The sequence below is a fragment of the Neomicrococcus lactis genome (assembly GCF_014200305.1).
Classification (GTDB): domain Bacteria; phylum Actinomycetota; class Actinomycetes; order Actinomycetales; family Micrococcaceae; genus Neomicrococcus; species Neomicrococcus lactis.
In genome coordinates this window covers 2,167,145-2,192,492 of sequence record NZ_JACHBL010000001.1, presented here as the reverse complement: position 1 = coordinate 2,192,492, position 25,348 = coordinate 2,167,145, and the positions used below count along the sequence as shown (strand labels likewise).

Genomic DNA, 25,348 nt, shown 5'->3' with positions numbered 1-25,348 from the left:
TAACAACTCATTCTTCGCGAGCGCCCGGAATCACTAGCCCGTGTTCGTAGGCGTAGACCACGGCCTGAACGCGGTCGCGCAGATCCAGCTTGGTCAAGATGCGCCGCACGTGAGTCTTCACGGTGGCCTCAGACAAGAAGAACCGCTGCGCTATCTCCGCGTTGGAAAGGCCCTCACTAATGGCTCCCAGGACCTCCATTTCGCGGGGCGTCAGATCTCCGCCGGGTCCGGTGTGCGTGGTGAGAGGTGCGGGGTGCTTCGACGACAAACTCGCGAGAGGAACTGGTTGCTTCTGCGGGGCGCGGACGTAAGTTTCTAGCAAGCGTTGCGTGACGCGGGGTGCGACGACGGCGTCACCACTTGCCACCACGCGCACCGCAGAGACGAGCTCTTCGGGCTCAACATCCTTGAGCAAGAACGCGGAAGCGCCGGCCCGCAGCCCCTCAAACGCGTACTCGTCCACATCAAACGTGGTGAGGATGATGACCTTGACGTCCGGATGTTCGGCGGCGATCCGGCGAGTGGCCTCAATGCCATCCATTTCCGGCATGCGCACGTCCATCAACACGATGTCCGGCTTGAGCTGCGCTGTCATCGCGAGACTCTCAAGGCCCGTGGAAGCCTCACCCACCACGGTGAAGTCATCCTCACCCTCGAGAATCAAGCGGAATCCCATGCGCAGAAGTCGCTGATCATCCACCAGCAAAATGTTGAGCGCCTGGTGATCTGTCATGAGTTGTCCTCTTGTTTGGTGCGGTGGTGCCGAAGGTGCGGCACTCGCGATTCCGAATTCGTGGGGGTCGAAGGCTCAGTCGGTACAGAATGCGCCGGAATGTTCAGGGTCACGAGCACTTTCCAGCCGCCGTCGGGGGTGGGTCCGGCCTCAAGCGTGCCGTCGTACATCGCAGCCCGCTCGGCGATGCCCTTGAGCCCCTGGCCAGAACCTTGACCGGTGCGCGTTCGCGTTACCGGGGCCGACCCCTCGCGAACGGAACGATCGGCACCGGGGTGAGCTCCGTCGTCGAACACTGTCAAAGTCACAGTAGTATCCGTACGGTCCACGCGAACCTGCACGTCAGAGGCGGATGGAGCGTAGCGAAGCGAGTTGGTAAGGGACTCCTGAAGGACACGGAAAATGGTGAGTTCGAGCGTGGGGTCAGATCGCAAAGCCGGGCCGGACTGCGTGAAAGTGAGCGGCATGCCCGCCTTCCGGAAGCCCTCAAGCATGTCCCGCAGCGACTCTTGCGAAGGTTGCGGCGCCAACGGTGAAGCGGAATCTTCGCGCAAGACAGAAAGCATGCGGCGCATATCTGCGAGCGCCGCGCGACCCGTGCCGCCAATATCCTCGAGCACTTCGCCCGCCTTGTCGGGACTGCGTTTCAGAGCGATGCGCGCGCCATCGGAGAGCGCGATCATGACGGAGAGCGAATGCGCCACCACATCATGCATTTCGCGGGCAATGCGGGTGCGCTCTTGGCTCTGCGCGAGCTCTTGAATCTTGGCGCCCCAGTTCGCGATTTCGGCTTCGTGGATCCGGTTATTGCGCACCCAAGAGCCAAGAGCCGTGACGAAGTAGTTGGACATCAGCACCGTGAACCCCACCAGAATCATGAGGAAGATCGGGCTAATCTCTTCTCCCGGCTGCTGCTCGCCAATGAACGCGTCTATGTGCACCCACAAGCCCGCCACAATCAGGGCGGTGGCAAGCGTGGCGAGCACGAAAGAACGGCGCGGCCGATACTGCGTAGCCACGGTGTAGAGCATGACCATGGTGCCCATACCGCTCGCAGAAAGCGTGACATCCACGAACATCATGATCATTTCAAGTGCCAACACCACCACGAAGACCACCAACGGCCAGCGACGGCGGAAGTACACCAGCACCGCAATGATCAGCACCAGTGCCGCCAAGACCCAGAGCGGCGTGGAGATTTCGGAGACAAAGGCCAAAGAGAACCCAGTCAGCACAACGTACGCGGCGCACACCAAGAGATCCGTGATCACGGGATGGCGGCGCAAGAAGCGCACAATCGGCCATCGCCGCTTATCAAAGACCTCATTCAGTGAGGGCGTTGTTGTTGCTGACATATCTCAAGCCTACGTAAGTGGGGGCACGCACCCGCGCGCCCCCAAAGAGTGAAACAGGGTGGTTAGACGTCTCGCTTCTTTACCAGCCAAGCGCCCACGGCCAAGGGAACAGCCGCCCAGGCGAGCATTCCGAAGAATGCCGGCCAGAATTCGACGTCATACATTCCCATGCTTTGGTCCATCAGCACGCTTGCCAGCGAAGACGGCAGCCAGTCCAAAATGTTCTTCAGGATCTCGTTGTCGAAAATGGAGAGGATTCCGGGAAGTACAAAGATGACAGCCACCATGGTCATGATGGGCCCCACCGCGTTGCGGATGATCGCGGCAATGCCGAAGCTCATCAGGGAGATGGCCATCACGGCAAACGGCATCCACCACAGCTGGCGCTGGAACGCTTCGCTGCTGATGTCTTGGCTGAATCCGTAGTTCTTCGCGATTGGATCCACCACAAGAGCGGACAGAATGACGCCGACCAGCGAAACCACGAAGGTCACCACGGCCACCAGAAGGGCCTTCGCCCAGTACACGGGCCACCGGCGCGGGGTCGCGGAGAAGGTGGTGCGTGCGGCACCAGTCACGAATTCGGAGCTGATGTTGATCACGGCGAGCGCGGCCAACAAGAGAACAGCCATTTGCCAGCCGCCCGAGGCCAACGAGTTGAAGAGTCCAGGACCTGCGGCCTCGGATGGGACTTCTCCGGATTCGGCGGCGGCAGTTACTTCGCCCATGAATGCGCCGATCGCCCATGCGGAGAGTGCGGCAAGCCCCACGAACACCACCAGCGAGAGGATCGAGAGGATCCAGCTCGAGCGGAGGCTACGCATCTTGGTGATCTCGCTGCGGATGACACCAAAAAAGGTGTTGTTGCCGCCCAGCTGCGAGCGCTGATATTCGCGAGCTGGCGTTGGAACCGGCTGCTGGGATGGTGAATCAAAAGTTGAAGCGGTCATGGCTTACTTCCCCTCCATAGCGTGGACGGTTTCCGGTTGATCTTGCGTGAGCGGTGAGAGGCCATCCCCGGAGTGGTACTCGACTTCCGAGTGCGTGAGGTTCAAGTAAGCGTCCTCCAGCGTGACGGCAATCGGCGTCAGTTCGGTGAGGAGGATCTGCCGTTCAAGGGCCAGCTGGCCGATCTGGCGCGGCGTGAGGCCTTGGACTTCAAGTAGCGAAGAATCCCGCTCCACAATCGTGACGCCGGGGCCGTTGAGTGCTTGCACCAAAGATTCGGCGGCATCCGTGCGGACGCGCACACGATTTTCGCCGGTGCTGTTGAGCAAGTGCTCAATCGGAGCATCGGCGATGATGCGACCACGTCCAATCACCACCAAATGATCCGCGGTCTGCGCCATTTCGCTCATGAGGTGGGAGGAGATGAAGACCGTGCGGCCTTCTGCGGCGAGGGCACGGCAAAGTTGGCGCACCCATTTCACACCTTCGGGATCCAGGCCGTTGACAGGCTCATCAAAAATGAGGGTCTCCGGATCGCCCAACAGCGCCACGGCGATGCCCAGCCGTTGCCCCATACCCAGGGAGTACCCCTTGATGGGCTTGTGGGCCACGCCCGCGATACCCGTGAGTTCCAAGACGTCATCTACGCGCTTCTTGGGAATGTTGTGGGTGGCCGCGATGGCGCTCAAGTGCGCTTTCGCGCTGCGGTTAGGGTGCGCGGCGCGTGCATCCAGCAGCGCACCGACTTCGCGGAGCGGCGATTTATGCTCGGCTAGCGGCTTGCCGTTGATGGTGATGGAGCCTTCCGAGGGACGGTCCAATCCCATCGCCATGCGCATCGTGGTGGATTTTCCAGCACCGTTCGGCCCCAGGAACCCGGTGACTTTTCCTTGTTGAGCGGTGAACGTCGCTCCACTGACGGCGGTTTTGTCGCCGTAGTGTTTCGTGAGGTTTTGTGCCTGAATCATGCTTCCAGCCTAGAAATTTTGGCGCGGGAGCACACCACCCTGCGGGATGAATTCTGGGATTGATTACGACGACGCCAGCTCATCCCATCGGACTATCGCTGCGTTGCGTCGTCCTTCGTTAGGGACGATTCCTGAGTGTTCTTAGCATTCCTGGCGCCAAGCCACGTCCGCAGAGTCCCCAAGGTGTACTTATCGGGCAGGCCGGCGAAAGGTCCGGCTTGCGGATCTTCTTGGCCTACGCGCCGTACCGGATCCTTGGATGGATCAAGCATGGATTCCACGACTTTCCACATGATCCAGAGGGTCGCGAGGATGTGAGCCACTACGGCGTACACGTAGAACGCGGGAGGGAAGGAGTGCTGCGGTTCCCACTGGGCGCTCAGCGCCCACAAGTGAAGCCACACCGCCCAAAAGTGGAGCACCTCGAAGAGCTGCCAAATGAGGAAGTCCTTCCAGCGCGGCCAAGCAAGGGCCACCAATGGCACCAGCCAGACCACGAACTGGGGCGAATACACCTTGTTAAAGAGGACGAAGCTCGCGACGATCAAGAAGAGGATCGACGCAACGCGAGGGCGTTCCTTCGCGGCGAGCGCAAGAATCGCGATGACCGCACAGGCCGCGGCAAAGCCCCAGAGTCCGGCTGAGTTGATGAACTCGGGGCTCATTTGTTTCATGCCCGGAATATTGGACGCGCTCAGGTTCCACGCGTACCAAACGGAGGAGAAGCCAGCGCCGCGGTCACGCGTAAATTCAAGGAAGTAGGACCATGCCGTGTAGTCCGCGATGGCGAAGGGGACATTGACGGCAAGCCAGGACGTCGCGGTTCCCGCCACCGTCAACCACCAGGCTTTGAACTTTCCTGTGCGGATGGCCAACACAATGACCACGCCCAAAAACAGGATGGGATATAGCTTGGTTGCGGTGCCGAGACCTATGAAGATGCCCGCTAAGAAGGGCTTGTCTCGAGCGAAGAACAACAGTGCGACGGCCAAGGCGGCGACAGCCCACATGTCCCAGTTGATTGTGGAGGCCAGCATCATCCCGGGCGCCAGCGCCACCATGGCAGCGTCCCACGGCCTGCGGCCGGCGGTCTTGCTCGTGACGATCACGGTGACGATCCAGAGGATCGCTACAAAGAAGAGGTTGATGTCGAAGTACGCGAGGGTTCTGTCCAGTGTGCCGCCAAACGCATCCGCGCCAGGGACCATCCACGCTGTCAGGGACGCCACCACAGACATCAGCACGGGATACTCAAAGAGCTCGCCGCCCGCGAAGGGAGCAAACGCATTCTCTGAAAAGCCACGGGCATGGAAGAGGGAGGCCCAGTCGGAATAGCACGCCCACTGGTAGGAGTTCATGCCGCCCCAACCTTGAGTGCGGCACATGTTCTTCGCCAAAATCGCGAAGAGAACGCCAATCACGGTGAGCACCACGAGGACGCGCTGCACCGTGAAGATTCCGGGGTTCACGCGCCCTGGATCTGTGAAGCGGCCCAGCGGACCGCCGATCACTTCGGTGAGTCGCGAGAGAAAACGATCATTGCGAGTTGGCACGGTGAGGCGCACGGGTTCTTGCCGTGGGCCTTTGCTCACCGGCGCATCCACTGCCGGAGTGTGGGAGGTGTCGCTGCGCTCGTGGCGCGCTGTAGCAATTCTTCGTGACTCCGGCATGCTTCCAGACTAGCCAATGACACGTGCCGTCTCAGCAACATCGCTGGGTTAGCCACCGTGCACACGAAGAAAGAACCGTGCACACGAAGAAAGATCCTGAAGTAACTCGCCACCGTTGCGGAGATACTCCGCATAATTTTTCTCGACTTCGCGCGCAAGCTCTGCCAATTTTTGGGGATTGTCCTGAATGAAGACGAGCTTTGTGGCTTCAATGATGAGGCGTCTGTCTACTTTTCATTACCTCGGCTCTTTTACTTCGCGCCCTGTTCATATGTCATTCACTGACTCGCAATCCTGCACACCTAACGTGCCTAGTGAGTGAAAGGGGCTTCATGACCAAGCTTCAGCAGGCAGTCCAGCCATCAGCACGACCAGCACAGGGTTTCGCGGCAGCGTGGGCGAGGACCGATTTTCAGGCACTGTGCGTCGCCGAAGCCCACAATGCGGGGGTACTCGGGCATTCAACAGCACTTGCTCTGGCAGCTCCAGAAGCCCATGGCCACTCAGAATTTGCGCCGGATGCATGGCCCAGCTTCCAAAAACTCGTGTCCTCCGAATTTCGCATGGGGTGGATTCCGGAGCAGGCCAGCGCCGCTTGGGTGCACCGCCAACGGGCGGACCGCAGGGTGATCGCAGATCTGTGGGATCCCCATGTCAGCCGACTCCTCGCGGACGCAATCAATTCGCCTCACGTACGCGGCGGCGTCGTACTCACTCTTGAAGGCCCCTCCGTACTGGCGTTCGCGGATCTCATCCTGAGTCCAGCGCGGCTCGCGTCGAGTCGAACCATTCTGGCCAAGCGCTTGCGGTGGCTCGCCGACGCGAAGCGGTTGTGCCTTATGACTTCAACTGAACTCTCAAATTCAACCGAAAAAGGTTTAGTTCAGGCGGGTGTCGCTGTGGAAGGGCATGCCTTCGAATGGTTGGGGGCAATGCCGCCGGAGGAGCCGTGCTTCGAGCCGAATATCCTGTTGGCGCCCGAGTTGAGGTCGCTGCAGCACGAAACCGCCATGGTGCAGGTACTGCGCGAAATCGTGGGAATCCTGTCCCTCGAAGGGCCAATGCGCTACGTGCCGGCCGGGTGGGAGCCTGGTTCGCTATTGGAGGAGTGGCAACGCTCAGGGGTTGCTAATGTTTCACGTGGAACAGTCTGGATAGGGCAGCATCTTCGCGCATTACGCCAAAATCAAACGGTTAACGTTGTAAATGATCGAAATTTGGCCGTGTGGAAGGCCGTCACGAAGGCCGCCGGCGCCTCATGGGTCAATCATCCTTTGTCCTCAGCAGCCCGCTCTTGACCCTCCACTGTGATGAACCTGAAGTAAGCGCGGAATAATAACAGCGTTCTGTGTACTAGAATCAGTAAGGCTCAATTTTCGGTAATTTTTCGCGCGCCGGAGCCGAAGTATTCAGGTTTTCTTAGGAGCAATGAGTGTCGGGCAATCCAATTCGTGTGGCCATTGTGGGCGTTGGCAACTGTGCCAGCTCACTGGTTCAGGGTGTTCAGTACTACCAAAACGCCACGGCAGGCGAGACCGTTCCTGGCCTCATGCACGTGGAATTCGGCAAGTACCACATCAACGACGTCGAGTTTGTGACCGCATTTGATGTCGACGCCAAGAAGGTTGGTCTCGATCTTTCAGAAGCGATCCTCGCGAGCGAAAACAACACCATCAAGATTGCCGACGTTCCTCACACCGGTGTGACCGTGCAACGCGGCCACACCTTGGATGGCCTTGGCCGTTACTACCGCGAGACCATTGAAGAGTCTGACGCGGAGCCAGTAGACGTTGTACAGGTCCTGAAGGACAACAAGGTAGACGTCATGGTCTGCTACTTGCCCGTTGGCTCAGAACATGCCGCCAAGTTCTACGCTCAAGCTGCTATCGACGCGAAGGTTGCCTTCGTCAACGCTTTGCCAGTTTTCATCGCCGGCACCAAGGAGTGGGCTGACAAGTTCACCGAAGCTGGCGTTCCTATTGTTGGCGACGACATTAAGTCCCAGATCGGCGCCACCATCACCCACCGCGTCATGGCTCGCTTGTTCGAGGACCGCGGCGTGATCTTGGACCGCACCTACCAGCTCAACGTTGGTGGAAACATGGACTTCAAAAACATGCTTGAGCGTGATCGCCTTGAGTCCAAGAAAATCTCCAAAACCCAGGCCGTTACGTCCAACACCTCTGCCGATCTCGGCGAGCGCGACGTTCACATTGGTCCGTCGGACTACGTTGCATGGCTTGATGACCGCAAGTGGGCATTCGTCCGCCTCGAAGGCCGCAACTTCGGCGACGCCCCTGTGTCCCTTGAGTACAAACTCGAAGTTTGGGATTCCCCGAACTCTGCCGGCGTGATCATCGACGCCGTGCGTGCCGCGAAGATTGCACTGGACCGCGGCATCGGCGGACCGATCCTCTCGGCTTCCTCCTACTTCATGAAGTCCCCACCAGAGCAGTACGAGGACTCCGTGGCCAAGCAGAAGGTCGAAGACTTCATCGCCGGAACTGATAACCAGCACTAAAAGTTCACGGCAAGAGGGCCGGTAGTAAGCAATTGTTATTGCTCGCTACCGGCCCTCTGCTGTTTAGTCCGTTGGCGTTGAACTCCTAGAAGAGCCCGATCGCCTTGCCGTCGTCGCCAACATCCATGCGCAGTGCTGCAGGCTCCTTAGGCAGACCCGGCATGGTCATGATGGCACCCGTGATGGCCACGATGAATCCGGCACCGGTACGGACCTGCAGATCTCGAATGGAGATTGTGAAATCCGTTGGCGCACCGAGCTTCGCGGCATCATCAGAGAACGAGTACTGCGTTTTGGCCATACATACAGGCATGTTGGACCAGCCGTTGTCGTTGATCTCCTCGAGGCGCTTCTTCGCAGCCGCGCTGAATTCCACGCCGCTGCCGCCGTAGATTTCTTTAACGATCGTGGCGATCTTGTCCTCGATGGACAGATCCAGATCATAGAGATGGTGGAAATTGCTCGGCTTCTCGACAGCCTGAATGACCTTCCGTGCCAAGTCACGGCCGCCTTCGCCGCCTTCGGCCCACATGTTGGCGATAGCTACCTCGGCACCCTCAGCGCGCACGAGCTCTTCAACAATCGCGAGCTCTTCGTCCGTGTCTGAGGTGAAGCGGTTGAGCGCGACAATCGGCTCAATACCGAACTTCCGGATGTTCCCGATGTGGCGCTTGAGGTTGGCGAAGCCGTTGCGGATGGCCTGGGCGTTCGCTTGGCCGAGCTCCGTCTTTGGTACACCGCCATGCATCTTCAAAGCGCGGATCGTTGCCACCACTACGGCGGCGTCCGGACCTAAGCCGCCAAAACGGGACTTGATGTTCATGAACTTTTCGGCACCCAGGTCAGCACCAAAGCCAGCTTCCGTCACCACGATGTCCGCATATTCACGAGCGGTGTTGGTGGCGAGGATCGAGTTGCAGCCGTGTGCGATGTTCGCGAACGGTCCGCCGTGAACAAAGGCGGGTGTTCCCTGAATGGTCTGCACCAAGTTCGGCTTGAGCGCGTCCTTGAGCAGCATGGTCATGGAGCCCTGAGCGTTCAAGTCACCGGCCGTAACGGGCTTGCGGTCATAGGTGTACGCCACGGTGATCTTGGAGAGTCTTTCGCGCAGGTCATCGATGGACGTCGCGAGGCAGAAGATTGCCATGACCTCAGAGGCCACCGTGATGTCGAAGCCGCTTTCGCGCGGCACGCCCTCGGTGGGGCCGCCCAGTCCAATGACCACATCGCGCAAAGCGCGGTCATTCATGTCCATGACGCGGCGGAACTGGATGCGCCGCGGATCAATATTGAGTGCGTTGCCTTGATGAATGTGGTTATCCATCAACGCGGCGAGGAGGTTGTGAGCACTCGTGATGGCGTGGAAGTCGCCCGTGAAGTGCATGTTGATGTCTTCCATCGGGAGGACTTGAGCGTAGCCGCCGCCTGCAGCGCCGCCCTTGATACCGAAGATGGGTCCCAGCGACGGTTCCCGGAGGGCGATGACAACTCGCTGCCCCTCTAACGCAAGAGCGTCACCGAGGCCAACGGTGGTGGTTGATTTACCCTCACCCGCTGGCGTCGGTGACATGGCGGTCACCAGGACGATCTTGCCCTGGTTAGCCTCTCCTGCCTTTTTGCGAAAAACATCGACTTTTGCCTTGTACTTTCCGTACAATTCCAAGTCGTCTTCGTCGATACCTGCTGCTGATGCAATCTCAACGATTGGCTTGAGCGTCGCGCGTCCTGCAATCGCCAGGTCGGTCATTTCAAGCTGTTGAGTCTGAGATTCAGACACGGCATGCCCTCCTTTGGGTATACAACAGCTTCAAACTATCGCAGTTTGAGCGTTGTGTAGAGGGTTACCGCACACGGTGGATCATTTCTAGCGGAAACTGTGATTCCCAGCGTTCGCGTGAACGAAAATCGAAGTAGACCGCTTCCTTATGCTTTGGAATTTGCTTCGAATGTGATGGGTGATGCGTATTCATTCTTCTACCTCCCTTCGGCCAGATTGCGGTAGCGGGCAGTAAGTACAGCGGGTCCAGATATTAAGAGTTCAGAACCGCTGTTTTGATACAAGGACGACGCCGGAGCTTGCGAAAAATCGTCACTTACGCCGCGCAGGGGTTGGCTGAGGTGAAATTGAGTGGATGGTTGTCGCGTGAGATCTACGACGAATGCTGGAGGGCGGAACATGTTGTGCTCTTTCGAAGGTGGGCCGGTTGATGATCAACGGGGCCTCTCGAACGAGGTTCCTAGCCAGAGACAGCAGAAAAGAGTTCTAAGAAAAGTGTCTTAAGGAATGACTGCTGGGCTAGTGCGCACGCACGGAGGCAGAGATGTGTCCTGTGATTCCGAATTCCGGAGTCTTCGTTATGAAAATAAACACTTCATCCACCTCCTTTTGGCAGTCCGGCCAGCTGAGCTGGCATTCAATACATGACATGAGTGGAAAAGTACCGCATTGGTATTTCCCAATCAGGAGATTACTGTACGGGGTGACTCACGACATGCGCAAGGCATTTCTCAGATAATTTTGAGAATTTTCTGAGACGGAGTCTCGTCTCGAGCTCTTGAGAGCTCCTTAAGAGCGCTCGCTCCACCAGGTGTTGAGCAGCTCGGCGGCCTCTTCGGGACTGACCGGTCCATTGTCGAGACGGTGTTCCAGCAAGAACTTGTACGCCTGCCCCACCTCTGGGCCCGGCTTAATTCCCAAGATCTCCATGATCTGCTTGCCGTCCAGATCTGGGCGCACAGCATCGAGCTCTTCTTGCTCGCGCAAAGCCGCGATGCGCTGCTCGAGGTCGTCGTAGGCAAAAGCCAGCCGTTCGGCCTTGCGGCGATTACGCGTGGTGACGTCACTACGCGTTAAGCGGTGCAAGCGCTCCAAGAGCGGTCCGGCGTCGTTGACGTAGCGGCGCACGGCCGAGTCCGTCCAGCCGGCATCGCCGTAACCATAGAAGCGCATGTGCAGTTCTACGAGTCGCGCGACGTCCTTCGTGGTCTCGTTGTCGAAGCGAAGCTCGCGCATGCGCTTCTTCGTAAGCTTGGCCCCCACCATGTCGTGATGACGGAAAGACACAGCTCCCGTGCTCTCGAACTTGCGGGTGGCGGGCTTTCCGACGTCGTGCATTAGGGCCGCAAAACGCAAGACGAAGTCCGGGCCGGGGACGGGACCCTCGGCATCCGATTCCAAATCCGCAGCCTGCTCCAAAACTTGGAGCGAGTGCTGGTAGACGTCCTTGTGGCGGTGGTGCTCGTCAGTTTCGAGCTGCAAAGCCGAAACCTCCGGCAAGACGTGATCCGCCAAACCGCTGCGCACCAGGACGTCAACACCCTTCCGAGGGTAATCACCAACAATGGTTTTGATGATTTCATCCCTCACACGTTCGCGGGAAATGCGGTTAATCTGGTCCGCCATGTCCGTCATCGCCTGCTCCACCTCGGGAGCCAAATCGACGCCCAATTGGGACGTAAAGCGTGCCGCGCGCATCATGCGCAGAGGGTCATCGGTGAAAGAGACCTCGGGGGTACCCGGGGTCATCACTCGGGATGCGCGCACGTCCTTGAGGCCGCCGTATGGGTCCACGAGCTCGAGTGCAGGTAAGCGCAACGCCATGGCGTTCATCGTGAAGTCTCGACGCACCAAGTCGTCCTCAAGGCGGTCACCGAAGGCAACAATCGGCTTCCTGGAGTCGCCGTCATAAGCGTCCGCGCGATAGGTAGTTACTTCGAATTGGTCCTTACCGCGCCGAAAAGCGATGGTTCCGAACTCGCGGCCCACGTCCCACGTGGCGTCCGCCCAGCCCTCGATCACACGCAGGATGTCATCTGGGCGCGCGTTCGTGGTGAAGTCTAGGTCCGGAGAAATACGGCCCAAGAAGAGGTCGCGAACCGGTCCGCCCACCAGCGAAATCTCATATCCGGCCTCATCAAAGAGCTTGCCGAGCTCCACAACAGACGTCGGAAGAGCGGTTAGCAACTGAGGAAGCTCGGAAAGTTCATGCATAGTGCCTTTAAGATTGCCAGATTTTGCACTGATTCCGCGCCACCGTCAATCACTCAATCGGTGAGAGTAACGCCATTAGCTAGAGTGGAATACATGGTTCATCCGGTTCCGCGCGCTCCCAAACGCACGCCGCTTTCGTTAGCGCGTGCTTATGAGCGCGCCAAAATCCGGGAAAATCAGCGTCAGGAACGCTTGAAGAACCAAGAATTGTTGGGTCCAGAAGGCACCCAAAATGCAGGACCGGTCCCAGATGCGGACGCAGACGATTCCGAAAAGCGCGCTTCGCAGCGCGCGGAAGCGAGCCAGCGTCGTCGTAATCAATCTCCAACTCCGCGACCCGGAATGTACCGGGTGTACCGCGAAACGGAGTACACCACCGTCACGGAAGTCTCCGTGAACACGCCCACGCCCTTGTCAGCGGCTCGTTCCGCGCAAGCGTTCAGCACGTACTCGCTGCCCACGGTAGAAGAAGTAAGCGCTGGCGGCGTGATTGTGGACATGTCAAAGCCGGACCTGCCGGTCGCCATCATCGCGCGCTACAACCGCGGTGGCCGTCTCGAATGGTGTTTGCCGAAGGGGCACCCGGAAGGCGTCGAGACCAACGAGCAAGCCGCTGAACGCGAAGTGGAAGAGGAAACGGGCATTCAGGGCCACATCCTCACGCCGCTCGGCAGCATTGATTATTGGTTCACCGTGCCTCGCTATCGCGTTCACAAAACCGTGCATCACTACTTATTGCAGGCAACCGGCGGATACTTGACCATCGACAAGGACCCGGACCATGAAGCCGTCGACGTCGCATGGGTGCCGCTCGCGGATCTAACGCACCGGCTGTCTTTCCCCAACGAACGCCGCATTGCACAATTGGCTCGCGAAGCCCTCCCACGGTATTTCAAAGGATAGAAACCATTAGCGCTCCATCTGACGCCCGCGGCCGCTCTAAAGCCGTAGCCCTCATGGCTTCGGGAACCATGGTGTCCCGAGTCCTTGGTTTCGCTCGCACCGCTCTGCTGGCTGTCGCGATCGGTTCCACCACAGCGGTGGCGGACATCTTCGAAAAAGCCAACGTCATCCCTACCATCATCTTCATGTTGTTAGCCGGCGGCATCTTCAACGTGGTGTTGGTTCCTCAGCTCATCAAAGCCTCTCAAGCGGCGGACCGCGGAAGCGCGTACACCTCCAAGCTGATCACCCTGACTGTGGTGGTCATGGCTTTGGCGACGGCGCTCCTGACTCTTCTCGCGGGGCCCATCATCCAAGCACTCTCGAGCGGCTGGACGCCTCAGCAAGTGGCGCTCGGTACGGCCTTTGCGTACTGGTGTATGCCGCAAGTGTTCTTCTACGGCGTCTATGCCGTAGTGGGACAAGCGCTCAACGCTCACAGCCGGTTTGGCGCCTACATGTGGGCGCCTGTCCTCAATAACGTGGTGCAGATCGGCGTGATTGGGGCGTTCATCTTCTTGTTCGGTGCCTACCGTGCCGACGGGCAGCAGTTTGAAACGTGGTCCAGCCAGCAGACCTGGCTGTTAGCCGGCGGTTCAACGTTGGGCATCGCGCTTCAAGCGCTGGTTCTCTTCATTCCGCTCATGCGGACCGGCCTGCATATCCGTCCTGACTTCGGCTGGCGCGGCATGGGGCTGCGCCATGTTGGCAAGATCGCGGCCTGGACGTTGGCCTCCATGACGGTGGGCAACATTGCTTCACTGATCTACGGACGGATTGTTTCCGGCGCTACGGCGGCCCGTGCCCAGCTACCGGACGGTGGCGCAGGAGTTCCTGGTGAGTACGCGCTGAACACCAGCCAGCTCATCACGGTGCTGCCGCACTCGATCTTCGCGTTGTCCCTGGCCACGGTCCTGTTCAACGAGCTGTCCTCGCACTTCGCCAAGAAGGAGCGGGACCTCATTGCGCCTGCTTTGGCTCGCGGGCTCAAGACGACGGCCGTGCCGATTCTTTTCGCGACGGTGGCGTTCATTGTTTTGGCCGGTCCGGTGGGCCGAATCTTCGGTGGTACGTCCGCGAATGCCGTGGAATCCGGCGCCGCCATTGGTCAGTTGCTGTTGCTGACCACGTTGGGACTTCCGTTCAAGAGCGTTCACTTCTTCCTGATTCGCGTGTTCTACGCGGAGGAGGACACGAAGACGCCCATGCTCATCCAAACGATCATCGCCGTCATTGGCCTCATTGTTGCCTTCATCATGGCCTTCACCGTTCCGCCGCTGCAGATCGCTTTTGCAATGGCCCTCCTCTACGGCGTGACGAACGTGCTGTCCGCGATCATCGCGCACTTCCTGGTGGTCCGCCGCTACGGCGACTATGGCGTTGCGTCTGTGGTGGATACGTACCTGCGGATCGGCTGGATTGCGGTGATTTCTGGCGTGGTGGGCGCCGGAGTGCTGTACCTTCTAGGCGGCTTCACGCATGGGTTCGCGTGGGACTCCATTCTCACGGCCATTGTTTCCATCGTGGTGGTTGGTCTGGTCATGGCCGTGGTCTACATCGTCCTTTTGAAGCGCTCAGCGGTACCTGAACTGGACGAATTCTTGGGTCCACTTGCACGACGCATTCCAAATTTGGCCCGCGCTAGCCGCGCGCGCCGGTAGTCTTTACGCAAACCGGCGCTACCTTGAGAGTGCCTGTCACCAGTTCTGGAGGAAGTTTTGGCACAGCAGTTCAACGTGGGCACGGTGCTCGGCGGTCGTTACCGCGTCACCGAACGTGTGCTGATCTCGAACGACGACGACCATGTGTTGCGCGGGTTCGATCAAGTTCTTGACCGCCCTGTCTCAATCCTTGTTGCCGCACCCGTGAATGCCGCGCAGGCTGCCACGAGCGCCCGCGAAATCGCCACTGGCGAGCGCATCGGTAACGTGCAGATCTTGGATCTCGGTTTGAGCGAGGGCCGCACGTATCTCATTACGAATATTGCCGAGTCTGAAGATCTTTTGGACCTCGTGATGGAGGCCCAGAAGAACGCGCCGTACATTGAGCCGTTCATGACGGACACCCTGGGTTCCGAAATTTTCGGCGAAGCTCGCGCCTTCGAGCCGCACGTCTACGAAGACGATGACGAGTACTACCACGAGCTTGCGCAGCAGAACCGACCCGTTAATCCGGGCCTTCAGCAGCGCCTCAATGACATCAAGTCCCGCTTTGGGCGTTCCAAGGACAGCAATGACGACGACGCAGCTCAAGAGAGTGTCCGTCCTGCGGTCGAGGAGTACACGCCTGAGGAGACTGTCTCCCAAGATTCCTCGAAGGATTCCGAGCCGCCGGTTCAAGAATCGCGAGTTGCTGAAACGAAGGACACGGATACGCAGCCACGAGAGGCTCAGCAGCCTTCTGCGGCCGTCTCTGCGCCTCGTCGGGGCACAAGGTTCTCTACGCCGCCTCCACGTCCTGAGCACGAGCCTAAGGTCTCTCAGTTGGCCGATGAGGAACCTGCTGCCGACGAGGTTGTCGAGGAGCGCCCGTTTGCGAGTGCTTATTCGCGCGGCAATGACGTGCCCGAGAGCGATGTGCGCTCACGCGACGCCGTGGAGCCTGCGGATGCACCGGACAAGACGGATGACTTCGACGAAGCTGATGAATCTTCCGTCAACGATCGCCGTGGGGCAGCTGGCCGCTACGTAGCGGGTGCTGCAGCTGGCATCGCTGGCGCCGGAGCCGCAATGTTGGGTCGCGTCCGTGGCAACAACCAGAACACGACTCCCGAGGAAGCTCCCGAAGAGACTCCTGAGTTCTTGTCAGATGACAATAACGAGCAGTGGGATGACGCCGAATACGAGTCCGAAGCCGGCTACTACGATGAGGACGATGATTCAGAGGTGGATCGGGACAAGGAAGCACGGACTCGTCGCCTTGTCATTGGTGCACTTCTAGGCCTCGTGCTGATCGTCGCAGTGGTCTTCGCCTTCCAGGCTTTGAGTCCGCGCGGCAACACCGCAGCGCAGAGCTCCGCGGCTGCTTCGAACTCGAGCGCGGCTGGCTCTTCGGCAGCTAGCGGAAACACGTCGCAGTCTGCACCGGCAAACACTGTGACGCCAGAGATCGTTGGACTCGAACGCAATGTGCCTGGAAATCAGGCGCTCACGGCAGAGCGTGACAACCTGTTGCCGCGCGCGTTTGATGGCAACGAAGGCACGCTCTACCGCACCTTCTCCTTCTCGAACGCTAAGTTTGGTGGTTTCGCGGATTCCATGGAGCTGATCGTTGAGCTCAAGGAACAGGCCGATGTCGCTGAACTCGAGCTTTCCGGTCTCAACGGAACAGGTGGAGCCTTCGAGATCCTTGTAGGCGATTCCAACGACAAGTCATCGGCTACGGCAGTTGCGCAGGGATCCTTCACGGGTCCAACGGTGACCGTCCCTGTAGCGAATGATCAGGGAGCACCAGCTAAAGCGAAGTACGTGTTCATCAACATCACGGAATTGCCACGTCAGGCTGCACCATCTTCACCAGAGCGCCCATTTGGCCTCCAGATCGCAGAGATCAAGGTCAAGTAGCAAGTACTCTTTTCAGCAGTTCAAAGTATTCCTCGGACTCAACGATCCGGGGAATACTTTTTGCTCGGACAAGGTTGTGACACATACGTAAACGCGTATGTCTCGTGATGGCCGTGTACGGAGAGGGCTGTAGCCTAGAGATCAGCCCAAAAACTTGCTTGAAAGAGGATCCAACCTGTGACTGTTGAAACCACATCGGATGTCCGTGACGTCATCATCGTCGGCTCCGGACCTGCCGGCTACACGGCAGCCGTCTACACGGCGCGCGCCAATCTGAACCCAATTGTGTTCGCTGGTTCTGTCACAGCTGGTGGCGAGCTCATGAACACCACCGAGGTTGAGAACTTCCCTGGCTTTGTTGACGGCATCATGGGCCCAGAGCTAATGGACAACATGATGAAGCAGGCAGAGCGATTTGGCGCCGATATTCAATTCGAAGACGTTGAATCTGTTGAACTCGAAGGCGAGATCAAGACCGTCACGCTTGGCAGCGGTGAGGTTTACAAGGCACGCGCGGTCATCATCGCTACCGGCTCCGCATACCGCGAGTTGGGCTTGCCTGACGAAAAGCGCCTCTCCGGCCACGGTGTCTCATGGTGTGCAACGTGCGATGGCTTCTTCTTCCGCAACCAGGAGATAGCAGTTGTAGGCGGTGGAGACTCCGCCATGGAGGAGGCCCTCTTCCTGACGAAGTTCGCATCCAAAGTGACGGTTGTTCACCGTCGTGAAGGACTCCGTGCCTCGAAGATCATGGCTGACCGTGCATTGGCTAACGAGAAGATCGAATTCGCGTGGAACTCAGAAGTTGCTGCCGTCAACGGTGAAGACAAGGTCAGCTCCATTACCCTGCGTAGCACGGTAGATGGCACCGAACGCGAGCTTCCAATCACTGGTCTCTTCGTAGCCATCGGAAACGATCCACGCACGGATCTCGTCAAGGGCCAGCTCGAGCTGACCGAAGATGGAACCATCGCCGTTCAGGGCCGTTCCTCCAAGACGTCCCTTCCCGGCGTCTTCGCTGCCGGCGACGTCATCGACTCCAGCTACCGTCAGGCCATCACGGCCGCAGGCTCCGGCTGTGCCGCTGCGATCGACGTAGAGCACTTCCTCGCGTCTACCGTGCAGGATCACAAGCCGGCAGCCCAAGAGGCCGCTACAGTCTAAATAAGGCCAGTCCGGGTGGATGGAATAGATACCACCATTCACCCGGTTACAACATCAAACAGTTCTCCCTAAACCTAAGGACGGAATCACATGAGCAACGCTAAAGACGTTACCGATCAGAGCTTCCAGAAGGACGTTCTCGAATCTGATAAGCCAGTAATCGTTGATTTCTGGGCAGAATGGTGCGGTCCTTGCCGCATGTTGAGTCCAATCCTCGACGAGATTGCTGCCGAGCACGGTGAGAAGGTAGAGGTCGTCAAGGTGAACGTTGACGAGAACCCTGCAATCGCAGCTCAGTACGGCATCACCTCTATTCCTGCAGTCTTCGTCTTCCAGGGTGGCGAGCACGTTGCTACCTCCATCGGAGCGAAGCCAAAGAAGGTTCTCGAGCAGGAGTTCGCAGAGTACCTGTAAAGCTCTGAGGCACATCTCGCCTCACATCGCTTATCTCTTAGGGCGGTCATGTTTCACGTGAAACATGACCGCCCTTTTCTTACGTATGCTCAACGCCGGACACGACTGCCTGGCCGTGGCAACGAGGAAGGCGCAGTAGGGGCAACTCGAATCACCCTGCCACCACAAACGCAACGGCATTTGAACCTGCGAGGTTATACCCATATCAGGGAGTAAGTCGCACTCCATCACACACTGCCCACTACTTCCTCCATACAAAAGCAATGGGGACAATGCCTTCTTCTAATCGACCAGCGATACATGTATCGCAATGAACCTCAGAATTACCTGGCACATACACAACCTGAGATAGCTTGCCATCTGTGAATAGCATGTCCCGATGCTGCACAGCGAGGTGCGTTAGCCCGGCGCAGCACACAACTACGGTCGCAATGATGTGGCAATAGATCGTGCTGGCTGGCTATCAGATCCGAGAACGCCACCCTGGATACTCCTCCGCATAGAGGCCGGCGCTGCAGGCGGCACGACGGTATGAACAAGCCGTCGCTCAATGTTCCACGTGAAACATTTCTCGAGACACGAAGAACTTCCAATATCTAACATGTCGTCAAACAGAGATGCAGGAGGAATGTTTGAGGGGCTATGTTGCGAACACACGCCGCGCCGATAACTCTGTCAACATACATCCTCCCGCGATCGGGTCATCGACGTCTCATTCCTCGGCATCACGCTGCTACTGCCGATAGAAAGCAAGAGCCCAAATTCATGGAAGCAACTCAGCAGACTGTGAATCAGTGACTACCCGACACCTATGTTTCACGTGAAACATGCGGCGAAACGGTGATGCAGTTCTCCGAAGGAGCTTCAAACTCAAGTGGAACATAAGATCACAATCTTTTGGCCGACAGTTGGTGGAGTAGAGGACTGTCCTGGAGAGACTTGTTGCTCCATTCAGACGCGGCAACATGGTGTATTCGGCCAACACGTGTGTTGTAAAGAGCACAAACCCCTGATTATGGTCTCCAGATCAGATGCAAGCAGACATGAAACAGGGCGCAAACCAGGGAGCTCTGAGAATTCTGAAAAACGCGTGCCGAGCCGACACTAAGAATTTATGCAAAAAGGAGGGCCGGTGTGAATGTTTCACGTGAAACATTCACACCAGCCCTCTAATAGATGTCCTAATTGGACGGTGCGATAACTCCCATGATGCGATTCAGATCGTCAACGCTAGCAAATTCGATGCTAACGCGACCCTTCTTCGCACCGAGCGTGATCTTCACCTGCGTATCAAGGCGGTCTGACAATGCGTTTGCGAAGTAGTCCAGGCGCTCGGGGCGGGCGACTTCTTTGGCCTGACGAGTGTTGTCCGCGCGACGTAGACCTGCCTGCAGCGCAACAATTTCCTCGACGGACCGGACGGACAGACCCTCGTTGACGATCCTCTGTGCAAGACGTTCCATTTCGGCGACGTCTTCAAGTGAGAGGAGCGCACGCGCGTGACCTTGCGAGATTACGCCAGCAGCTACACGACGCTGAACCAACGGCGGCAACTTCATGAGTCGAATGGTGTTCGAGATCTGCGAACGAGAGCGACCAATCTTCTGGGAGAGTTCGTCCTGAGAGCAACCAAACTCTTGAAGAAGTTGCTGATAAGCAGCCGCTTCTTCAAGCGGATTCAGTTCAGAACGGTGCAAATTCTCGAGAAGTGCGTCTCGGAGAAGGTCCTCGTCCTTGGTTTCACGAATGATTGCAGGGATCTGTTCCATTCCCACACGCTGTGCAGCGCGCCAACGACGTTCACCCATGACGAGCTCGTATTTGGCGTCCCCTTCTTCGGAGGAGGGACGAACAACGATCGGTTGCAGCAGGCCAATCTCACGAATGGAGTGTTCCAGCTCGGACATATCCTCTTCATCGAAGACTTGACGTGGCTGTTTGCGGTTGGGATGAATCGAATCAATCGGCAGTTCAGCGTAGGAAAGCCCTGGAATACTGGCTAGATCCTCTACATCAGAGCCAGATGGATTGTCACCCTGGTCTGAATCCGTCAATGTTTCACGTGAAACATCAGATTTCTGAGCAACTATTTCATCTTTGTCTACCGAACTGGTGCGATCAGAAGCTGCATCTGACTTCTCTTCTCCAGTAGGCCGCGTTACTTCATTCTTGGATGATTCCAACTCCTCACTGTTCTTGGAGTCGGCAGCTGCACTTGTGTTGCCAGTGGACTTTGGCGCCGGCGAGGTTGTCTCAGCCTGCTCTTCTACATCAGTCCCGTTGTCCTCGCGATTCTTGAGCACACGGGCCGCACGTTCGCTCAGTAGATCTGGAACTTGGGCACGACGACGATTGGCGCGAGATGTTTCACGTGAAACATTGCTCCGTGGGCTCGGCGAGCCACCAAAGAACATGTCGACTGGACGGATACGAGGAACTTCGTCACCGTCAGCATCCAGCTCCGCCTCGTTCTCCTCCACGACAGTGCTGCGCTTAGAGGAGTCCTTTGTCTCTGCAGGAGTCTTCTTCTCGTCCTCTGCCTTGACCGTATCGGCCAGTGCCTTGCGTCGACGTTCTGAAGTGCGCTTCCGTAGGACATCGACTGCGTTGGCCACCGAAGTGGTGCTGTCTTCTTGGCTGTCATCAGCACCAGACTTGAATGCCGATTCCTTGTCAGCCGGTTCCTCGGCGTCGGAATTCTTCGTGGATTCTCCGGACTTGGATCCCTTCGAAGACTCTTCCTCTCCCGGGTCGACGGATGCAGTGGAAGACTTCTTTCCGGTCTCAGCGCTTGCAGTAACGTCACCAGTAGCAGCAGCAGGAGACTTCTTATCAGCCTTTGATGACGATGAATCAACCAATTTCGTTTGATCTGCAGAAGAGTATGCGGGTGTTCGCTTGTCCGTGTTGGTCGTTTCACGTGAAGCAGGCGTCGGCGCGGCTTCGACTTCCTCAGACGAAGGAGTGGTTGCCTTCTTTTCTTCGACAGGCTCCGTTGGTCCCGTTGCAATCAACGCTCCGAGCCCACGGCCCAGTCCTCTGCGCTTCTCAGCCATCAGTTCTCCTCAGTGATATCCACAGCTGTGGATTACACAACTACTTCCGTTTGATCTGAATCAATTCTAGTCTTTGACGAGCAAAGATGCGTTGTGCGACTCCAGCGAATCCGCGCAACAAGAAAGGGACAGTCACCCAATGATGACTGTCCCTTCAAGGATTTCTAGGAGATCTACAACATCGCCGGCGTGCTATTTCTTTGTGGAATCCTTCTCAGCGCCGCGCTTTGCAATCTCGCTGGCAGCTTCGAGATAGGACAGTGCGCCCGTCGAATTCGGGTCATAAGTAATGACCGTCTGTTGATAACTTGGCGCTTCGGAAATGCGAACCGAACGTGGAATAACGGCGTCCAACACTTCGCTCGGGAAATGCTCCCGAACTTCAGCGGCGACCTGGGATGCGAGGTTCGTTCGACCGTCGTACATGGTCAGAAGGATGGTGGAGACGTCCAAGGACTCATTCAGATGCTTCTGGATGAGCTTGATGTTGTTCAGGAGCTGGCTCAATCCTTCAAGCGCGTAGTACTCGCACTGAATAGGAATCAAGACTTCCTTAGCAGCCACAAATGCGTTCACCGTCAAGAGACCCAACGACGGTGGGCAGTCAATGAAGATGTAGTCGAGGCGTGCTTCGCCCTCGCTCGCCCGGTGGTTGGCGTACTCTTCGAGTGCGCGGCGCAATCGCTGCTCACGTGCCACAAGAGACACGAGCTCAATCTCAGCACCAGCCAAGTGGATCGTTGCTGGAGCCACCACAAGATTGTCCAGATCAGGGCACTTCTGAATTACCTCAGCCAAGGGCACATCGTTGATGAGCACATCGTAAATGCTGTCCACTTCTGCGCGGTGATCGATGCCAAGAGCGGTCGAGGCATTGCCCTGTGGGTCAATGTCCACGACCAAGACGTGCAACCCCTGCTTCGCCAAGGCGGCAGCAAGGTTTACGGTAGACGTGGTCTTGCCAACGCCGCCCTTTTGGTTGCTGACAGAGATAAAGCGAGTTTCGAGTGGAATAGGCAATGTGCTGTTCTTCAGTTCTTCGCGACGCTTAGTCTCATTGGCAATCTGATTAGCAAGCGGTGTGCTCTCATCGATTTCCATGAAGTCCCGATCCGTGGCTGTTGTTGCAGGATTATTCTCGGCTTCATTCGGTTCAACCGATGAAGCCTCAGAGGCAGAGTCCGCTAGCGAATCAGCATCCGACGTTTCGGTATGCTCTTCGGCAACAGTCTCCACATCCACATCTTCTGGTGCGTCCTTCGCGAGACTCTCAGAGTCCTCGCGACTTTTGCCCTTCAAAAGTTTATCGGTTAGCCCAGACATAAAGGGTTTCACGTGAAACATGGAATGTTGCCCCTAAAATCAACCTATCTTGGTTGAAGAGTTATGAGCCGACTTTGATGCGGACTAGCGTGGTGGGTTCTTCCAGAACGGAGGCGCCTGCAACCAGGATTTCTGGCGAAGATCCGCCGGCCTTTTTGAGTACCTTGCGTGCCTTCTCGATCTCCTCTTGAGCGCTGCGACCCTTGATGGCCAGCATCTCTCCGGAACCGTGCAAGAGCGGAATCGACCATGGAATGAGGTTCGTCAGCGCGGAGACAGCGCGAGCCGTCACCACATCAACGTTTACGAATTCCACTACTTGCTCCGCGCGGCCACGCATGACCACTACGTTGTCCAGCTCTAGATCATCGATCACTTCGCTGAGCCACAAACAACGGCGCTCCAACGGCTCGATCAACGTGAGCGAGAGGTCCGGACGGGCGATGGCCAAGGCCAGACCTGGCAAGCCAGCTCCCGATCCCACGTCAGCAACCGTGACGCCTTCAGGAATGTACTCGCCAATTACGGCGCAGTTGAGAACGTGCCGGCCCCACAGGCGCGGTACTTCGCGCGGACCAAGAAGCCCGCGTTCCATGCCAGACGTGGCCAAATGCTGCACGAATCGTTCCGCCAGATCGTAGCGATCACCAAAGATCTTGTCCGCGCTAATGCGCTCAGACGGATTCGGCAGAACAGGTTCGTGAGCCGCAGGAGCCACGGAGGACTCCTGCTCTACAGGTGGGGTCGGCTGTTCAGTCATGCTTAGACGAGCTCTTCCACGGACACCACAATGTGGCGCTTCGAGCCTTCGCCTTCGGACTCAGAGAAGAGTCCAGCGTCAGCAACGAAGTCATGCACGAGCTTGCGCTCGTAAGCGCTCATGGGTGCCAAGTGCACAGGCTCGGAAGTGGACTTCGCGGTAGAAACTGCCTTGTCTGCAATCTCGCGCAGTTTGCCTTCGCGCTCCTTGCGGTAGCCCAGGATGTCCAGGACCAAGCGTGAACGGCTGCCGGTAGCCGTCAAGACAGCCAAACGAGTGAGTTCCTGGAGGGACTCCAGAACCTCTCCATCGTCACCAACAAGAGCTTCGAGCTCCTTGTTTTCAGCCTCGTCACTCACAATCGAGATGTACGTACGGCCGCTACGAACCTCAATATCGATGTCGCCATCGATGTCCGCAACGTCAAGCAATTCCTCGAGGTAATCCGCAGCGATATCGCCCTCTTCTTCAAGGCGCTCGGCCTTAGTAGGGCCGGAAGCCGAAGCTTCGTCCGTGACGGAAGCTGCGTCGTCGTCATTCAATGCTGGCTGCTCCACGTCCACAGCATCTTCAGTGTGCTGGCTCATGAATTACCTCTTTCGCTTGGTTTGGCGCTTCGGCTGAACGCGCTGAGTCTTCTTGAGCTCCTCGGCAGCAACCGCTTCAGCGGCCTCTGCTGCCTTCTTCTCGCGGAGCGGCGGCAGGCCCTTCGCGGCGCGGCGCTCATTGAGTTCGCGCTCGGCTTCGGAACCTGGGGTCGGGTTGTTACGGATCACCCAGAACTGCTGAGCCAAGGTCCACACGTTGGTGGCGGTCCAGTAGAGCAACAGACCGATCGGGAAGTTGATGCCACCGATACCGAACACGAGCGGAAGGATGTACAACATCATCTTCTGCTGCTGCATGAACGGGCCCTCGAGGGCTTCCTTGGTCATGTTCTTGGACATGATCTGGCGCTGCGTAATGAACTGCAGTGCGGACATCGCGACGATCAAAATGACGGCCACGATGATCACGGAAATGTTGACGTTTCCGGAGTTCAGCGTGTTCAAGAACGTGTCTGAGAGACGTGCGCCGAAGATGGACGACTCGTCGAACGAGCGAACGTGAGCTGCGGAAAGAGCGCCAATGCCCTCGCCTGCAGCCTTCGCGGTGGCGGTGTTGTTGAGCACCGTGAAGAGCGCGAAGAAGAACGGCATCTGGAACAGCAAAGGCATGCAGGAAGAGAACATGCCGGTGTTGTGCTTCTTGAAGAGCGCACGCTGTTCGGCAATCATGGCCTGCTGCGAGAGCTGGTCCTTCTTGCCCTTGTACTTAGCCTGAAGCTTGCGCAATTCTGGCTGCAACGCCTGCATGGCGCGCTGGGCCTTGATTTGCTTGACGAATACCGGGATCAAAGCGGCACGGATGACCACCACCACGGCAACGATGGAGAAGGTCCAGGTCCAACCGGAGTTGGGATCCATGCCGAGGAACGAAAAGAGCTCATGGAAGGCCCACAAGATCCAGGACATCAACATCCTGAAAGGCCATAGAAGCGTGTCAAAGATTTGCATGAGTGGTTATGCTCCTCGATCCGCGGCTGCGGACTCGTCGGTATCGTCAGGAATGGGCGGGTGATTCAGAACAATGATTCTTGGCGTTTTGCCTTCTGGCCAAATCCGCTTGCCAGGCGGGACCATATCGATCCCGCCTTTGCCCCACGGATTGCATCGCAGCAGCCGCCACGTTGCTAACCAACTTCCGCGCGCTGCGCCGTGAACAGTCACGGCTTCTAGAGCGTACGCGGAACAGCTGGGAAAGTAGCCACACACGTCGCCATATATCGGCGAGATGATGAGTCTGTAGAGCTTCAAAAAACCAATAAGTAAGAGGCGGGGGCTATCCAATATCCACTTCAGCACTCTCATCACCGGATTTTGGGGAGAGGACGACGCCGC

20 protein-coding genes are annotated in these 25,348 nt (G+C 57.6%); 7 read left to right on the top strand and 13 right to left on the bottom strand.

All coding sequences use genetic code 11. The features are described 5' to 3' along the window. Positions 1-7: 7 nt before the first annotated feature. The 5 genes from BKA12_RS09890 to BKA12_RS09870 form a co-directional block, all read right to left on the bottom strand. Positions 8-733, bottom strand: coding sequence for a response regulator (locus tag BKA12_RS09890; protein ID WP_183643230.1), 726 nt, complete (start codon positions 731-733; stop codon positions 8-10). Next, positions 730-2,088: a sensor histidine kinase gene (locus BKA12_RS09885; RefSeq protein ID WP_183643227.1), complete on the bottom strand. Its 1,359-nt coding sequence runs from the start codon at positions 2,086-2,088 to the stop codon at positions 730-732. The genes BKA12_RS09890 and BKA12_RS09885 overlap by 4 nt, the downstream gene beginning before the upstream one ends. Before the next feature lie 62 nt (positions 2,089-2,150). Then, positions 2,151-3,038 carry an ABC-2 transporter permease gene (locus tag BKA12_RS09880; RefSeq protein ID WP_183643224.1) on the bottom strand — a complete coding sequence of 296 codons (888 nt, stop codon included), beginning with the start codon at positions 3,036-3,038 and terminating at the stop codon, positions 2,151-2,153. A 3-nt stretch (positions 3,039-3,041) separates the two neighbouring features. After that, positions 3,042-4,004, bottom strand: coding sequence for an ABC transporter ATP-binding protein (locus BKA12_RS09875; RefSeq protein WP_183643222.1), 963 nt, complete (start codon positions 4,002-4,004; stop codon positions 3,042-3,044). A gap of 92 nt (positions 4,005-4,096) precedes the next feature. Continuing rightward, entirely contained in the window at positions 4,097-5,674 is a 1,578-nt protein-coding gene (locus BKA12_RS09870; protein WP_183643219.1) for a glycosyltransferase family 87 protein, read from the bottom strand. A gap of 332 nt (positions 5,675-6,006) precedes the next feature. Between BKA12_RS09870 and BKA12_RS09865 the strand changes: the two genes are divergently transcribed. After that, on the top strand, positions 6,007-6,972 hold the full coding sequence (locus BKA12_RS09865) for a hypothetical protein (RefSeq protein WP_183643216.1): 966 nt from the start codon (positions 6,007-6,009) through the stop codon (positions 6,970-6,972). 134 nt (positions 6,973-7,106) lie between these two features. Further along, the gene (locus BKA12_RS09860; RefSeq protein WP_183643212.1) at positions 7,107-8,195 is read left to right on the top strand and encodes an inositol-3-phosphate synthase; all 1,089 of its coding nucleotides are present in this window, start codon (positions 7,107-7,109) and stop codon (positions 8,193-8,195) included. Between the two features lie 85 nt (positions 8,196-8,280). Here BKA12_RS09860 and BKA12_RS09855 read toward each other — a convergent pair whose 3' ends face one another. Continuing rightward, positions 8,281-9,942 (bottom strand): formate--tetrahydrofolate ligase, encoded by a 1,662-nt coding sequence (locus tag BKA12_RS09855; protein ID WP_183644955.1) that lies wholly within the window; start codon positions 9,940-9,942, stop codon positions 8,281-8,283. Between the two features lie 819 nt (positions 9,943-10,761). Continuing rightward, positions 10,762-12,186, bottom strand: a complete 1,425-nt coding sequence (locus BKA12_RS09850) for a CCA tRNA nucleotidyltransferase (RefSeq protein ID WP_183643209.1) — start codon at positions 12,184-12,186, stop codon at positions 10,762-10,764. Positions 12,187-12,528: 342 nt separating this feature from the next. On the opposite strand from BKA12_RS09850, the gene BKA12_RS09845 reads away from it, so the two are divergent. From BKA12_RS09845 to trxA, 5 genes are all read left to right on the top strand, one after another. Then, positions 12,529-13,089: an NUDIX hydrolase gene (locus BKA12_RS09845; RefSeq protein WP_183644952.1), complete on the top strand. Its 561-nt coding sequence runs from the start codon at positions 12,529-12,531 to the stop codon at positions 13,087-13,089. Continuing rightward, positions 13,050-14,789: a murein biosynthesis integral membrane protein MurJ gene (murJ, locus tag BKA12_RS09840; protein WP_420826525.1), complete on the top strand. Its 1,740-nt coding sequence runs from the start codon at positions 13,050-13,052 to the stop codon at positions 14,787-14,789. The genes BKA12_RS09845 and murJ overlap by 40 nt, the downstream gene beginning before the upstream one ends. A 57-nt stretch (positions 14,790-14,846) precedes the next feature. After that, on the top strand, positions 14,847-16,691 hold the full coding sequence (locus BKA12_RS09835) for a hypothetical protein (RefSeq protein ID WP_183643203.1): 1,845 nt from the start codon (positions 14,847-14,849) through the stop codon (positions 16,689-16,691). A 177-nt stretch (positions 16,692-16,868) separates the two neighbouring features. Beyond that, positions 16,869-17,855, top strand: coding sequence for a thioredoxin-disulfide reductase (gene trxB / locus BKA12_RS09830; RefSeq protein WP_183643200.1), 987 nt, complete (start codon positions 16,869-16,871; stop codon positions 17,853-17,855). A 90-nt stretch (positions 17,856-17,945) separates the two neighbouring features. Beyond that, complete coding sequence (gene trxA / locus BKA12_RS09825; RefSeq protein ID WP_183643197.1) at positions 17,946-18,269, top strand: thioredoxin; 324 nt, start codon at positions 17,946-17,948, stop codon at positions 18,267-18,269. Between the two features lie 1,181 nt (positions 18,270-19,450). On the opposite strand, the gene BKA12_RS09820 is transcribed toward trxA, so the two are convergent. The 6 genes from BKA12_RS09820 to yidD all read right to left on the bottom strand — a co-directional run bounded on the left by BKA12_RS09820 (position 19,451) and on the right by yidD (position 25,318). Beyond that, a complete protein-coding gene (locus BKA12_RS09820) occupies positions 19,451-20,683 on the bottom strand; it encodes a ParB/RepB/Spo0J family partition protein (protein WP_183644949.1) in 1,233 nt (410 codons plus the stop codon). Positions 20,684-21,517: 834 nt separating this feature from the next. Then, the gene (locus tag BKA12_RS09815) at positions 21,518-22,426 is read right to left on the bottom strand and encodes a ParA family protein (protein WP_183644946.1); all 909 of its coding nucleotides are present in this window, start codon (positions 22,424-22,426) and stop codon (positions 21,518-21,520) included. A gap of 283 nt (positions 22,427-22,709) precedes the next feature. Further along, positions 22,710-23,408, bottom strand: coding sequence for a 16S rRNA (guanine(527)-N(7))-methyltransferase RsmG (rsmG, locus tag BKA12_RS09810; protein ID WP_183643195.1), 699 nt, complete (start codon positions 23,406-23,408; stop codon positions 22,710-22,712). Positions 23,409-23,410: 2 nt separating this feature from the next. Then, positions 23,411-23,995: a Jag family protein gene (locus tag BKA12_RS09805; RefSeq protein WP_183643192.1), complete on the bottom strand. Its 585-nt coding sequence runs from the start codon at positions 23,993-23,995 to the stop codon at positions 23,411-23,413. A gap of 3 nt (positions 23,996-23,998) precedes the next feature. After that, positions 23,999-24,964 carry a membrane protein insertase YidC gene (gene yidC, locus BKA12_RS09800; RefSeq protein ID WP_183643189.1) on the bottom strand — a complete coding sequence of 322 codons (966 nt, stop codon included), beginning with the start codon at positions 24,962-24,964 and terminating at the stop codon, positions 23,999-24,001. Positions 24,965-24,970: 6 nt separating this feature from the next. Next, complete coding sequence (yidD, locus tag BKA12_RS09795; RefSeq protein ID WP_183644943.1) at positions 24,971-25,318, bottom strand: membrane protein insertion efficiency factor YidD; 348 nt, start codon at positions 25,316-25,318, stop codon at positions 24,971-24,973. Positions 25,319-25,348: the final 30 nt, after the last annotated feature.